The sequence below is a fragment of the Pseudomonas sp. GGS8 genome, from assembly GCF_024168645.1.
GTDB lineage: Bacteria > Pseudomonadota > Gammaproteobacteria > Pseudomonadales > Pseudomonadaceae > Aquipseudomonas.
In genome coordinates, this window is record NZ_JALJWF010000001.1 from 5,333,085 (window position 1) to 5,346,941 (window position 13,857).

9 protein-coding genes and 1 pseudogene are annotated in these 13,857 nt (G+C 61.3%); 1 reads left to right on the forward strand and 9 read right to left on the reverse strand.

What is annotated here, in order from left to right:
• The first annotated feature begins 253 nt into the window (after nt 1–253).
• The gene (locus J3D54_RS23850) at nt 254–1,180 is read left to right on the forward strand and encodes a glyoxylate/hydroxypyruvate reductase A (protein WP_253423452.1); all 927 of its coding nucleotides are present in this window, start codon (nt 254–256) and stop codon (nt 1,178–1,180) included.
• Between the two features lie 29 nt (nt 1,181–1,209).
• On the opposite strand, the pseudogene J3D54_RS23855 reads toward J3D54_RS23850, so the two are convergent.
• The 9 genes and pseudogenes from J3D54_RS23855 to J3D54_RS23895 all read right to left on the reverse strand — a co-directional run.
• Nucleotides 1,210–1,446, reverse strand: a pseudogene (locus J3D54_RS23855) (hypothetical protein); the annotation flags it as partial.
• Nucleotides 1,447–1,600: 154 nt separating this feature from the next.
• Entirely contained in the window at nt 1,601–3,454 is a 1,854-nt protein-coding gene (locus J3D54_RS23860; RefSeq protein ID WP_253423455.1) for a polyurethanase, read from the reverse strand.
• Nucleotides 3,455–3,554: 100 nt separating this feature from the next.
• Nucleotides 3,555–5,252 (reverse strand): polyurethanase, encoded by a 1,698-nt coding sequence (locus tag J3D54_RS23865; protein ID WP_253423458.1) that lies wholly within the window; start codon nt 5,250–5,252, stop codon nt 3,555–3,557.
• A gap of 23 nt (nt 5,253–5,275) precedes the next feature.
• Nucleotides 5,276–8,323, reverse strand: a complete 3,048-nt coding sequence (locus tag J3D54_RS23870) for an autotransporter serine protease (RefSeq protein WP_253423461.1) — start codon at nt 8,321–8,323, stop codon at nt 5,276–5,278.
• 134 nt (nt 8,324–8,457) lie between these two features.
• A complete protein-coding gene (locus J3D54_RS23875) occupies nt 8,458–8,625 on the reverse strand; it encodes a hypothetical protein (RefSeq protein WP_253426858.1) in 168 nt (55 codons plus the stop codon).
• 66 nt (nt 8,626–8,691) lie between these two features.
• Nucleotides 8,692–10,062 carry a TolC family outer membrane protein gene (locus J3D54_RS23880; protein WP_253423464.1) on the reverse strand — a complete coding sequence of 457 codons (1,371 nt, stop codon included), beginning with the start codon at nt 10,060–10,062 and terminating at the stop codon, nt 8,692–8,694.
• Between the two features lie 2 nt (nt 10,063–10,064).
• Nucleotides 10,065–11,414, reverse strand: coding sequence for an HlyD family type I secretion periplasmic adaptor subunit (locus tag J3D54_RS23885; protein ID WP_253423467.1), 1,350 nt, complete (start codon nt 11,412–11,414; stop codon nt 10,065–10,067).
• Nucleotides 11,411–13,198, reverse strand: coding sequence for a type I secretion system permease/ATPase (locus J3D54_RS23890; RefSeq protein ID WP_253423470.1), 1,788 nt, complete (start codon nt 13,196–13,198; stop codon nt 11,411–11,413). Before J3D54_RS23890 ends, J3D54_RS23885 begins: the two co-directional genes overlap by 4 nt.
• 212 nt (nt 13,199–13,410) lie before the next feature.
• Complete coding sequence (locus J3D54_RS23895; RefSeq protein WP_253423473.1) at nt 13,411–13,833, reverse strand: AprI/Inh family metalloprotease inhibitor; 423 nt, start codon at nt 13,831–13,833, stop codon at nt 13,411–13,413.
• Between the last annotated feature and the right edge of the window lie 24 nt (nt 13,834–13,857).

Here is a 13,857-nt window from a genome sequence, read left to right on the forward strand (position 1 = left end):
CGGCAACCGGGAAGTGGTTGCGATGGTGTTCAGGTTAAGGCTTGCGCGAAACGAACTACGCCGAACTTACCCCTTGAGAAATTCGGATCGACTGTTTTCACCCCGCCAAACGGCAGATTCCTTCAGCCCGCCGAATCTGCCGGTGCAGGGCCGATACAAGGTCATACACCCCCGTTAAACCCGGCGCTTTCAACAGATCCTGCGCCGGCGTTGCGCGATGATGGGCAGCACCTTCACCTTTCAGGAAATGCCCATGGCCCTGCTGTATAAAGCTGACCCTGTGCGCGGCCAACAGTGGCAAGCGCTGTTCGCCGAACACGCCCCGGATATCGAATGGCGCGCCTGGCCGGACATCGGCGACCCGAAGGACATTCAATACCTGGCCGCGTGGCAGGCACCCGACGATCTCGGGGCTGTGTTGCCCAATCTGCAGGTGCTGTTTGCCTTGTCCGCCGGCGTCGATCAACTCGACCTCAATCGTCTGCCAGCGAGCTTGCCGGTGGTGCGCCTGCTGGACCCCGGCATCACCCGCGGCATGTGTGAATACGCTAGTTTCGCGGTGCTCAGCCTGCACCGCGACATGCTGCGCTACCGCCAGCAACAACTGGCCCGCTGCTGGCAAGCGCACCTGCTGCAACCGGCGGCCAGGCGTCGGGTCGGGGTCATGGGGCTCGGCGCTCAGGCGCAGCAGATTCTGGCGACCTTGCAACCGCTGGGCTTTGCCTTGTCGGGTTGGGCGCGCAGTGCCCATCAAATTTCCGGGGTCGATTGCTATGCCGGTAACGCGCAACTGCCAGCGTTCCTCAGCCAGTGCGACATTCTGTTGTGCGTGTTGCCGCTGACCGAACAGACCCAGGGCATTCTTGATCGCAGCCTGTTTCAACAACTGCCCAAGGGCGCGGCACTGATCAACATGGGCCGTGGCGGGCATTTGATCGAAGAGGATCTGCTGGAAGCGCTGGACAGCGGACATTTGAGCGGCGCGGTGCTTGATGTGCTGCAGCAGGAACCGGCACCGGCGGATCATCCGTTCTGGCACCACCCGCAGATTCTGCTGACACCGCACATCGCGGCGATGACTCAGCCGGAAAGCGCATTCGGGGTGTTGCTGGAGAACATCCGCCGGCATCAACGGGGTGAGCCGATGCTCGGCGAGATCGATCGCGTGCAGGGTTATTGAGCGCCCATGCCGTAACGGGCGCTCGGTGTTTAGTGGGTGCCCGGAATGCTGTTATCGCAGGAAATGCATTGCCCGCCGCGCCGGATCAGTTGCTCCTGAATTCGCTGGCAGCGCTCCTGTTCCTGCTGCATCGAACGGTCGATGCTGATATTGCCGGTCTTCTCCGGTTGTTTACCGTCGCCCAGGCGCAACGTCACCCAGGGCTGTTCCGGCTGGAGCTGGAAGCGGCTTTTTTCTTCGATGGGCTTGGCGGTTTCGGTGGCTGCCGAACGGTGAGTCACTGAACTACCGCGTTATCGTTCATCGCGGGCAAGCCCGCTCCCACAGGGATTTGATGCGGACACAGATTTTGTGAACATCACCAACCACTGTGGGAGCGGGCTTGCCCGCGATAGGGCCCTGACAGGCGCCCCGCTACCCTCAGGCGATCACAATCGCGCTACCAGACAAACTGTCCAGCCCGACACCCACCAAAGTCACCGAATCACTGCCAAACGTCAGCAGCGTATCCTGCCCCACCGCCGTGGCGTGGGCGCGGAAGTCGTCGTTTGGCGCAACGCCCTGAACCCCGAGGAACACCAGTTTGTCGTTGGCCTGATAGCCCACCACCCGGTCCTGGCCGAACGCGCCGCTGAACAGGAAGGTATCGACCCCGCCACCCGACTCCATCAGATCATTGCCCGCCCCGCCGACAAACACGTCGTTGCCGCTGCTGCCGATCAAGTGGTCGTTGCCGTCCAGGCCAAACAACCAGTCGCCCGTTGCGTGGGCCTTGAGGGTATCGGCGCCGCTGGTGCCCTTCACGCTTGAAGCGTACTGAGTCAGGTTGCTGCCGACGGTGAGGCCATTGGCGGTGACGCTGTGGGTCACGTCATCCTTGAACACGCCCCAGAGAAACCCCGGCTCCTTGGTGACGATGCTAGCGATGTCGCGGGTGATGCTGATGCCGCCGTTGGCGTCGCGCACATACAGGTTACCGGCACCGTCATTGGCAAAGACGAAGTTCTTCACCGACTGCTGCAGGTCCAGCACGTTGCTGCCCTTGCCGCCCAACAGGATGTTGTAGCCACCGCCGTCGCGGAAGGTGTCGTTACCGTCGCGGCCTTCCAGGTAGTCGTTACCCTTGCCGCCCTGGATCAGGTCGTTACCATCGCTGCCGATGATAAACGTGCTGCCTTTATGGGTTTCGGCATTGCGGTTCAAGTCCTGGACCCAGGTGTTGGCTCGCGCCGGATCCGAGAGGTTGGCGACGATGATCGTCGAGTCCTTGCTGGTCAGGTCGTAGAACTTGGACTCCAGCACCCGGGTCATGCCGTCGCCGTAACCGGTGGGCAAGTGCGAGATCCAGGTGGGAATGTTGAGGATCGAATACGGCAGCACATTCCACGCCGTCGAAGCGTAATGGTCGTTGAAGCTGACGATGTTATCGGTCGCCGAATCCTTGGGAGCATCGTGCACGCCTACCGTGGCCAGGTTGGCCGACGAGCCATCGAGGGCGCGAAACACCGGGTCGTTTTCATAACCGATGTTCAGCACTTTATCGCTGCTGCTTTGGGTCGGCGACGCGTAGGCGATGTAGTTGGAATCCTGGTAGAAGCCGGACCACTTTTCACCGCTCAAATCCGCCAGGCTGTTGACCGCCAAACCGCCGAGGCTGTGGCCGCTGACCAGCACATCGCTGCCTGACAGCCCATTGGCCTGGGCAAACGCCGCGACTTTGCCGAGCAAATTGCCAAAGGCTTCGCCCACATAGTTTTTCGCGTAATCCTTGGGGCCGAGCGCCGCCAGCAGATCGTTAATCACATCACCGATGGAATCGCCGATCTGGATTTCCCGTGGGCCGCTGGTGCCACGAAAGGCGATGCCGATTTCCGCGAGATGGCCCTGGGCGTCGTACTTGCCGAGGATTTCCACTTGGGCGCTGGTGTAACCGGCCTTCTCGCCGAAGAAGGTTCCGCGAACATCGGTTTTGCCGTCATAGCCCAGTTGCGCGGCGGTGATCGGGGTCCAGCCGGCCTTTTGCACGGCATCAAGCGCGGCCTTTTCCGAATCGGGGTTCCAGGGAATGCCGGGAATCACGCCCTGGGAATCGGTGCCGCCGATCAGCGCGGTCACCAGGGTGGCCGGCAAACCCAGGCCGAAGCCGTTTTGCTGGTAACCGGTGGCGAAACCGTTGTCGAGGTTGTGATAGGAATACAGCGTGATGGCCATGGCATCGCTGAACAACGCCTTGGAATCTGCTGTGCTGAAGTTTTTGTAGTCATACACACCCATTGGTATTGCCTCTCTCTTTGTTGGAATTGTCAGAGATAGCTCACAGCCAGGACGCCTCGATTACGAAGCGCCCCGGAGCCTCTAGTGCATGCAGCAGCCTTTACGCAAACGTAATTCCCGAAGCCGACAGGTTATCCAGTCCCACCCCCACCAGCGTCACGGCGTAATCGCCAATCTTCAGCACCGTGTCGTTGCCGGCCTGTGAAGCATGCCGGGTGTAGTCATAGCCCTGCCCCGCGCCCTGGACGCCCATGAACACCAGTTTGTCGCTGCCCTGGTAGCCATTGATCGCGTCGAAACCGAAGGCGCCGCTGAACAGGAAGGTGTTGTTGCCGCCCGAGGCATGCATCACGTCATTGCCCGTGCCACCGACGAAGGTCACGTGGCTTTTGTCGCTGCGCAGCAGGTCGTTGCCGGCGTTGCCAAACAGCCAGTCACCGTCGACGCTGGCTACCAGCGTGTTGCTGTCGGCATCGCCGTTGAGCGAGTGGTTGTAGTGGGTCAGTTCCGTGCCATTGAGCAAGCCATTGGCGGTGACGTTGTAGGTCACCTCCTTGCTGCCCCACCACGAGCCCGATTCCTTGCTCACCAGCGCGCCGATGTCGCGGGTCATGCTGATGCCGCCGTAAGCGTCGCGCACATACAGGGTGCCGTCGCCGTCATGGGCAAAGCTGAAGTTCTGCAACGGCTTCTGCAGCTCGAAGGTGTTGCTGCCCTTGCCGCCCAGCAGCAGGTTATAGCCACCGTCATCGCGGAACCGGTCGTTACCGTCTCGCCCTTCGATGAAGTCGTTGCCGGCGCCGCCCTTGAGTAAGTCATTGCTGTCGGTGCCGATGATGAACGTGCTGCCGGTGTGGGGCTCGCCGCTGCGGCCCAGGTCTTCGACCCAGGTGGTGCCTCGGGACGACTCCGACAGGTTGGAAACGATCAGCGTCGAGTCCTTGTCGGTGAGGTCGTAGAAGCGCGAGTCGATCACCCGGTTCAAGCCATCGGCATAGCCCAACGAACCATGGGCCGACCAGTTCAGCGGGTTGAGAATGCTGAACGGCACGAGGTTCTGCGCGGTGGATGCGTATTGGTCATTGAAATTGACGATGTTGTTGGTCGCCGAATCCTGATGACCGTCGTGCTTGCCCAGCGAGCCACTGCTGAACGTGGTGCCGTCGAGCACGCGAAACACCGGGTCGTTCTCGTAACCGATGTTCAGCACGTTGTTGCCGGTGGCGCTTTGGGTCGGCGAGGCGAAGGCGATGTAGTTGGCGTCCTTGAAGAAACCACCCCAGTTATTACCGCTCAACTCCGCCAGGCTGTTGACCCCCAACCCGCCGAGGCTATGCCCGCTGACCAGTACGTCTTTGGCGCTCAGGCCCTGGGCAATGGCAAACGCGGCGACGTTTTTGAGCAAGGTGTCGAAGGCGTTTTTTGCGTAGTTCGTTGCATAGTCCACCGGGCCGACCGCGGCCAGCAGGTTGTTTTTCATGTCGCCGAAGGTGTCGCTGTAGCCCAGGCCACCCGTGCCACGGAAGGCGATACCGAGACCGATCAGCTTTCCTAAACCGTCGTATTTACCGAGGATTTCGGCTTCGGCACTGGTGAAGCCGTCCTTCTCGCCATAGAAGGTGCCTTGAGGCCCGACCTTGCCCTGATAGCCCAAGGCTGTCGCGCCAATCGGCGCCCAAGCCGTCGCCGGCAGTGGCTGGCCGGTGGGCGTGTACGCGTAGAGCGTCAGCGCGATCGCGTCGGAGTACAACGCCTTGCCGGCCGCACTGCCGGCATTTTTGTAATCAAACAGTCCCATGTTGTGGCTTCCTTTGCGTCGAATCAGAACTGCCAGTCCAGGGTCAGGCCCACACCGTGGTCTTTTTCCCGGGAGCCGAGCAGCCCGTTGTAATCCAGGTTCAAACGGGTATCGCGGCCCAGCGCCAGTCCGGCACGAGCGCCGACCACCGCGGCATCGCGGTCCATCGACACGCTTTGCACGCTGAACGCGGTGTTGCCGTTGACGAAGGCCAGGTGGTCTTCGGAACGGGTGCTGCTCAGGTTGTGCTGCCAGCCGAGCGTGCCGGACAGTTCCAACTGGTGCTGGTCGGACAACAAAATGGCTTGGCTCGCCCGCAGGCCGAGGGTCGAGAGCACCGCGTCGCGATTGTTTTCACCGACCTTGAGTGCGGCGGCATCACCTTTTTCGCTGAAGCTGTCGCTGTTCAAATGCACGTAGGCCAGGTTGGCGAACGGCTCCAGCGCCAGCGGTTGCAGGTCCAGGCGATAGGCCGCTTCGGTGAACAGCTGTGCAGTCGTCGCATCGCGCTTGGATTTCTGCTTGCCGCTGACGTCACCGAATTGCAGGTCGCGTTTGACGTCGATGCGATGCCAGCTGTAAGCACCGCCGACACTCAGGCGCAGCGCGTCGATTTCATGGCCCAGGTAGGCGCCCAAGTGGTAGCTGTCGACCGAGGCTGAAGAGTGTGTGCCATCGCCCATGCTCAACGAGCTGTCGCTGTAACCAGTGACGAAACCCAACCGCGTATGTTCAGTAATCAAGCCATCGACACCGGCCAGCAGCCCGCCGATGGAGCTGTTGGAATTGGCGTTGTCATGCCCGCCATCGCTCTTGCCCCAGGCGCCGAGCACTTTGAGCCAGGCATTGCTGCGGTCATCGGTCGGTGCCGCGGCGTCGAACAGATCGTGCTCGCGCAGACGTTCACCGACGGCATCGCGCAGGTAGCGGCTGTCGTTGATCAGCAGCGTGCCGATTGCCGGATGAATTTCACCGGAGAGTTGCTGGAACGCTTGTTGCGCGTCAGCGGCGGTCGGTGACAGCAGCAGGGTTTCGTACAGCGAATTGCCTGCGCCCAGTTGCTCGGCGGCAGCGGCCACGGCGCGTTGGTTCGGGGTTTGGCCGGCGCTGGTGAAGGATGTTGCGTTACGCACCACGGCCAGTTGAATACCGCTGGCCGAATAGTCGAGGGTGCCGCCAAGGAACAGGTAATCCGGCACCACCGCACCGAAGCGCCCTTCGATTCCGCCGGCCGCTTGCAGGATGTTGTACTGAGTGCCGAGCAGGGTTTTCGCTTCGCTGGTGGTCAGCAGCGTCGGGCTGTTTTCCAGGGACAGGCTGACGGTGGCGCCCTCGATCACTGCCTTGCCGCCGGCGATGATCTGGTCGCTGCGGGTGGGCGACAGCTCTACGGCGTAGGTCGAACCAGGTTCGAAGGTCACGTCGCCCGCCACCTGCAAGGTGCCGATGGAGTTGCCGGGCGCCACGGTGCCGCCGCTTTTTGCGGTCAGCGCCGCGATGCTGCCGTTACCGCCGAGGATGCCGCTGTTGTTGACGGTGACCGCCGACAGCAGCGAACCGTTGATCGCCAATCGCCCCTGATTGACCAGAGTCGGGCCGGTGTAGGTGTTGGCGCCGGTCAGCACCAGCGTGCCGATGCCCTGCTTGGTCAGGCCGCCATGGCCGGAAATGTCGTTGCGCCAGAAGTCGAGCCCGCAGTGCACGTCATTGCACACGCGCTCGGTGGGTTTGCCGGCGTCGATGATCGCGCCGATGCCCGGCAAGTCCGCGACAAACTGGCTGGAGCCGTAGGCGCCGTCGATGCGGAACTCTTCGGGAATGTCCTGCTCGGTGACGAACATCGCCGGGCCGTCGATGCCTTTGCGCAGGTTGATCATGCCCCAGCCGTACAGCGCGTCGACGCCCGGTGCGCCGAGGTCGGTGGCGGTGGTGCGCAGCACGCTGGCGACTTGGGCGCCAGTCATGTACGGAAAGCGCTCCATCAACACCGCCGCCGAGCCGGCAACGTGCGGCGCCGCCATCGAGGTGCCGTTGTAGTTGGCGTAGCCGGTGGTCAGGTCAGCGGCATTGGTGCCGCTGATGATCGAGCTGTAGATGCGGCTGCCCGGTGCCGACACGCAGAAACTCGCGGTGTAGCCGCAGCGCGACGAGAAGGTGCTGATGATGTAGAGGTCGGGGCTGTTGATGTCCGGGTTCTTCTGCAACGCGGCGACGGTCATCCAGTTAGGCGCGATCTGCGGGACGAAGTAACCGAGGCCGGCGATGGCGTCCGGGTTGTTGAGGTTGTAGTCGTTGCCGGCAGCGAAGATCGTGACGATGCCGCTGCGGGCAGCGGCGATGGCGCCGTCGTAGGCACCGCCGGGTTTGGTCCCCAGCAAGGTCTGGATTTCGTTGAATTGCAGTTGCGCGTCTTGCACGGTGAAGTGCGGGTACGCCGGGTCCCGGCCACCCAGGTCGAAGCGGTCGGTGATGCCGATGCCCCAGCTGTTGTTGATGATCCGCGCGCCGCTGGCGATCAGGGCATCCCAACCGGCCTTGTACACCGCGCCGTCGTTGCCGCGAATGATGCCGTCTTCCGGGCCAGGGTCACCGTTGTCGGCGCTGATGATCTGCCCGCCGAAGGCGACGCCGTGCATCGGCCCGCCATCGCGACTGCCCGCGGCGATTCCGCCAACGTGGGTACCGTGGGCGCCGAGTTTGCCGTTGGAACCTACCGAGGGCGAACCGTCATAGAGAAAGGCGTCCCCGGCTTTGACCGGAATGTACGGGTCGGTGTACTCGCGGATGCCGCTGGTGACCAGGGTTATTACCTTGTTGGCCCCGGAAAACTCCGGGTGCAAGGCGTAGACCGGTTGGTCGAAGATCCCCAGTTTCACCCCTTTGCCGGTGTAACCGGCGGCGTAGGCCTCCTGAGCGTTGATCGCGCCCAGGCCCCAGTCGGCGTTGAACTCCGAGCTGCGCCAGCTATCGGGATCGCCTGTCCTGCCGTTTTCCACGTAGGGCGCCGCGTGTGCGGTGCCCAGGGTTGCCAGTGCGCAGAGCAAGGCAAGATTGTTGTACTTGTTATCCATCAAGCTACCGTCCTTAGTTGTGTTGCCAAAATCCTTGTGGCCAGGGGGTCCAATTCCTCTGAGTTAAGGCGCGGAACCTGTGGGAGCGGGCTTGCCCGCTCCCACAGGGATTGCGCCAAGCCCCCTCGCCTGCGTTAAAACTGCCAATTGAGAGTCAGCCTGACTCCATGGCTCTTCTCACGGCTGGCCAGTTGGCCGGTGTAATCGAGGTTCAACCGAATGTCCCGGCTCAAGACCAGGCTGGCATGGACGCCCACCCGCGCCGCATCGCGAACCAGCGGCGAGCTTTCCACCACGCCCATAAGCGCAATGGGTGATTCAACGGACCTATCGCATCCGAACGGGGGCAAGCCCCCTCGCCACAAGGGTTACTGAATCTTCGTTGGCCGGCCTTGGCCGAACGCCTCATCCACCTTGGCCAAGTCCTGTTCGTTCAAGGTGCCGGCGTAGTAGTGCAATTTGGTCCAGGCCATCAGATAGTCGTAGCGTGCCTGCGCCAGATCCCGGCGGGTGGTAAATAGTTGTTGTTCGGCATTCAAGGCGTCGAGGTTGACCCGCTCGCCACCCAGAATGCTTTGCTTGGTCGAGACCACCAGCGCTTCAGCCGACGTCAGCGCTTTCTGATAAGCCCGCAACTTGTTGACCCCCGACAGGCAGGCGCTGAACTGGCGGCGTAGCTGGATCAAGGTTTCCCGGGTCTTGCCGTCCAGTTCGTACTCGGCCTGTTCCATGGTGCGGCTGGCCTGCCGGGTCGAGGCCGAGACCCCGCCGCCGGCATACAGCGGCACGTTGACTTCGATGCCGATGGTGTTGGTGTCGTAGCGCTGGTTGTAGGTGTTGCCACTTTCCGATTCGTTCTGGCGCATCGAGGCGTAGGCGCTGACTTTCGGCAGATGCCCGGCGCGGTTGCGTTCGACCTCATAGCGCGCCACTTCCACCGCCTGCCGTTGGGAGGCCAGGTTCGGGTTGTTGGCCACCGCCATCTCGTGCCAGGTGTCGTAATTGGCCGGTTGCAGGGTGAAGGTCTGGAAGTTCTGATCCAACGGCGTCAGGTCGCCAATGTCGATGGCGGCTACACCAATCAGGGCGCCCAGTTCCCGCAGAGCTGCATCCTGTTCGTCACGCGCCTCGATTTCCTCGGCGGTCGCCAGTTCGTAACGGGACTCGGCTTCGAGGATGTCGGTGCGCGTGCCTTCCCCTTGGCGGAACATCTGCTCGTTCTGCTGGAACTGCTCCTCGAAGGCTTTTTTCTTCGCGCGCGCGATGTCGATCTGGTCCTGAGCGAACAGCGCCTTGGTGTAATTCTCCAGCACGCGAACCAGCAGCTCCTGGCTCTTGCCCCGGAAGTTTTCATCGGCGAACAGCGATTGCGCCACGCCTTTGCGGTACGCCGCGTAAGCCTCGTAATCGAGCAATGGCTGTTGCAAGGTCAAGGTCGAGCCGTAGCTGCTGTAGTTGCGATCTTCACTCTGGCTGTTACCGCGGTCATTCAGTTGCGTGACCTTTGAGGAGTTACGCCCCTTGTTGTAGTTGTAACCCAGCTTCGGCAATAGCCCGGCGCGGCCGATGGCACGGTTTTCAAGGCCGGCATCGCGTTCCTTGATGGCGCCGAGGAACACCGGATCATTGCGTAACGCTTGCTCGTAGATTTCGAACGGCCCCAAGGCCATTGCGCTGTTGCACGTCAGCAACGCCAGGGTCGCTGCGAGCAGGGAAAGCTTATTCATACAACCGAACATCCTTATTCCTCGGTCAACGCGGAGCCTGCCCGGTCGAGCAGCGGTTTGAACAGATAGTTGAGGAGTGAACGTTCACCCGTGCGCACGAACATTTCTGCCGGCATGCCGGGTTTGATCACCAGGCCGTTGAGTTTTTCCATCGCCTGATCGCTGACGCTGCTGCGCAGCACGTAATACGGCACACCGGTTTTCTCATCGACCATTTGGTCGGCGGAGATCAGGCTGACTTCGCCCGGCACTCGCGGGGTGCGGCTCTGGTTGAACGCGGTGAACAGAATGTCCACCGGCAAGTGCGTACCGACCTTGTCGATCAGGTTGATCGGCAAGTGCCCTTCCACTTCCAGGCGGGTGCCTTGCGGAACGATTTCCAGCAGCGACTCACCCTGGCGCACCACCGCGCCGACGGTATGAACCCCAAGGTTGACCGCGATGCCGTCGGCGGTGGCGATGATTTCACTGTGTTGCAGGTCGAAGCCGGCGGAAGTCAGTTGCTCTTCCAGGGTCACGCTTTTGAGCTGCGCGTCGGCCAACTGGCTGCGCACTTCCTTCTGGTATTCCTCGCTGTGCTGTTGCAGCTTCAGCCGGGATTCAAGGATGCCCTGCTCGACCCGGCCACTTTCGCCGGTGTTCTCTGCCAACTGTTGCTGCACTTGCGACAACTGACGCTGGTACTCCATCAAGCGGTTGCGCGGGATGTAGCCGTTGTCTGCCAGGGGCTGCAGATTGTTCAGCTGTTGTTGCAGGGAGCTGGCTTGGGCCGTCAGGTCGGTGCGTGCGCGGCGCATGCCGGCCAGTTGCGCGCTGGCGCCTTCGATATTCGCGCGCAGGGCGGCTTGCTCACGGGAAAACGCTTCGCGACGGCTGCTGAACAATTGCCGTTGGCCTTCAAGCACCAGCGCCAGGCGCGGGTCAGGATCGTTGCTCAGTTCAGCGGGGAAACTCACCTGCTTGAGGTTGTCCCGTTCACTCTGCCAGCGCGCCAGGCTGGCCCATGCCATGCGGTATTGCGCTTGCAGCGATTGCACATCGGCCGCGACCTGGGTCTGGTCGAGGCGGAACAGCGGTTGGCCCTGTTTTACCACTTGGCCTTCGCGCACCAGAATCTGGCTGATCACGCCGTTGCTCATCGATTGCACGGCTTTGCGCTTGCCCGAGACCACAACGGTGCCCTGCACCGGGATGCCTTGATCGAGCGGCGCGAGGCTCGCCCAAGTGAAAAAACTACCGGCGCCGACAATCGCCAGAATCCAGCCCATGCGGGCGAAGAAACGAGCGTCGCGCTCGGGGCGTTCGGCAATGTAATCGTGTTCCATCATCGCTTCGTTATCGTTGTTCATGCGTGTGCTGCTCATACACCCGAATTCCTGGTCGTGGGCTGATACTGCCGGCTCATGCTGAGCCCGCCCGGTGCCTGCGCGGCTTTTTCACGTGGTTGTTCCTGGGGCGCCGACTGGTTGCCGGCAAGCGCCTTGAGCACTTCCTGGCTTGGGCCAAAGGCTTGCAAGCGACCTTCGTTGAGCACCAGCAACTTGTCGGCCTGGGCCAGGGCCGAAGAGCGATGGGTGACCAGAATCACGCTGGTGCCCCGGGCCTTCATGTGTGCGATGGCGCCGGCCAGTGCGGCTTCTCCGACGGTGTCGAGGTTAGAGTTCGGTTCATCCAGCACCACCAGGCTCGGATGGCCGTACAACGCGCGAGCCAGGGCCACCCTTTGCTTCTGGCCGCCGGACAAACCGTTGCCGTCTTCGCCGAGCACGGTGTCGTAGCCCTGGGGCATGCGCAGGATCAATTCATGGACGCCAGCCTGTTGCGCAGCCTCGACGATTTTTTGCGGATCCGCTTCACGGAATCGAGCGATGTTTTCGGCGATGCTGCCGCTGAACAATTCGATGTCCTGAGGCAGATAACCGATGTAAGGGCCGAGGTCGTCGCGATTCCAGCGATGAATGTCCGCACCATCGAGGCGCACCGTGCCGCCCAACGTCGGCCAGACGCCGACCAACACCCGGGCCAGGGTCGATTTACCGGAGCCGGAAGCCCCGAGCACGCCCAGCACTTCGCCGGCGCCCAGGTGGAAATTGACCATGTGCAGGGTCGCTGCCCGTTGGCCTGGCGGGCCGGCGCTGACTTGTTCGAACGTGATCAGGCCTTTCGGCGCCGGCAGCGCCATGGCCTCGTCACTCGGCGCAAAGGCTTGCAGCAAAGCGTCGAGGCGGCGGTAAGCGAGTTTGGCGCCGCTCCACTGCTTCCACACGGCAATCAACTGATCGATGGGGCTCAGCACCCGGCCCATCAAAATGGAACCGGCGATCATCATCCCGGCGGTCATGTCGCCCTTGATCACCAGCAAGGCGCCCAACCCCAGGACCAGGGATTGCAGGCACAGGCGCAGGGTTTTGCTCAGGGAGCTGATGACCGCGCCGGTATCGCTGGCCTGATTCTGCAAGCCAAGAAAACGCGAGTGCACCTGAAACCAGCGTTTGCGCAATGCGCCGAGCATGCCCATGGCCTGAATGGTTTCGGCGTTATGCAGGTGACTGGTAGCCAGTTGGCTGGACTTCTGGGAAAACCCCGCAGCTTCGCCCAAAGGCTTTTTGGTCATGGCCTCGTTGAGGCAGGCCAGCCCGATCAGCAGCACCGCACCCGCAGTGGCCAATACGCCGAGCCATAAGTTGAACAGGAAAATCACCAACAGATAGACCGGAAACCACGGCGCATCGAAGAAGGCAAACAGCGCCGGGCCGGTGACAAATTGGCGAATATGGGTCAAGTCGCCCAGGGATTGCCCTGCGTTGCCCTCGCCCTTGAACAGGTTGCGCTCGAAGGCGGCTTGATACACCCGCAGGTTGAAACGGCGCTCCAGTTGGCTGCCGATACGGATGACGATGAAACTGCGCACGGTCTCCAGCAGCCCGATGAAGGCGAAGAATCCGACCACCATCAGCGACAACATCGCCAGTGTGGTTTCGTTTTGCGACGACAGCACCCGGTCATAAACCTGGAGCATATAAATCGACGGGACCAACATCAGAACGTTGATCAATGCAGTAAAGCAGCCGACGCTGATCAAGATGCTCTTATAGTCACCCAGTGCCTTGAATAACGGTGCGGTGGCCGGGCTCTTCGCCATCTTCATTGGTTTTTCCTGAGGTATTAAGCCTCGCCTCACTTGGCGAGGTTCCATTTAACTGTCCGCACACGGATCGAGACATTCTTTTGCCGGTTATCGCTTACAAATTAATAACAACTCTTTGTGGACTCTAAAACGTCCCGGTTATTGATCTGCCGCTTATAACTGCAATAACGGTCTTTATATTCAGCACCTGCTATCGATCCGACTCTTTTCGCTTATTGCGCTGCGCGCATGAGCGTAATAATCAGCCCCGACTTCAAGGTACTTTTATAAAGCCCCGCATGCAGTCGGCTGAAGAACACAATTTTTGAGCCTTCTTCCCCGGTCACGGCAATACCGTCCGGTTCCGGGAACCAGCCCTTCGCCGGCTTGTTCAGCCAGGCGCCGAGGCAGTCGGCGCCCTCACCCAGGGTCTGGTCCGATTTAAGCTCGATCGTGCAGACATTCAACGGCTTGTCCTGCAGTGCCTGGGATTCGGGCGAGTCTTGCGCGGTATTCAAAATGGCTTGCCAATTGCCGGCGAGTTCCGACGGGTCGGCTAATTTCAGACTGCGTGCCATGGCTACCTCTCCAAGAAACATCATCAGCGTCGCCAACAGCCACGCGGTTGTTTTGCAGGTAAGAGCGTTCTGATTCATAGGGCGTTTTACTCTGGATCAGGG

Coding starts and splice junctions, on each gene's coding strand:
- J3D54_RS23850 (WP_253423452.1), top strand. CDS start 254: ATGGCCCTGCTGTATAAAGCTGACCCTGTGCGCGGCCAACAGTGGCAA.
- J3D54_RS23860 (WP_253423455.1), bottom strand. CDS start 3,454: ATGGGTGTGTATGACTACAAAAACTTCAGCACAGCAGATTCCAAGGCG.
- J3D54_RS23865 (WP_253423458.1), bottom strand. CDS start 5,252: ATGGGACTGTTTGATTACAAAAATGCCGGCAGTGCGGCCGGCAAGGCG.
- J3D54_RS23870 (WP_253423461.1), bottom strand. CDS start 8,323: ATGGATAACAAGTACAACAATCTTGCCTTGCTCTGCGCACTGGCAACC.
- J3D54_RS23875 (WP_253426858.1), bottom strand. CDS start 8,625: ATGGGCGTGGTGGAAAGCTCGCCGCTGGTTCGCGATGCGGCGCGGGTG.
- J3D54_RS23880 (WP_253423464.1), bottom strand. CDS start 10,062: ATGTTCGGTTGTATGAATAAGCTTTCCCTGCTCGCAGCGACCCTGGCG.
- J3D54_RS23885 (WP_253423467.1), bottom strand. CDS start 11,414: ATGAGCAGCACACGCATGAACAACGATAACGAAGCGATGATGGAACAC.
- J3D54_RS23890 (WP_253423470.1), bottom strand. CDS start 13,198: ATGAAGATGGCGAAGAGCCCGGCCACCGCACCGTTATTCAAGGCACTG.
- J3D54_RS23895 (WP_253423473.1), bottom strand. CDS start 13,833: ATGAATCAGAACGCTCTTACCTGCAAAACAACCGCGTGGCTGTTGGCG.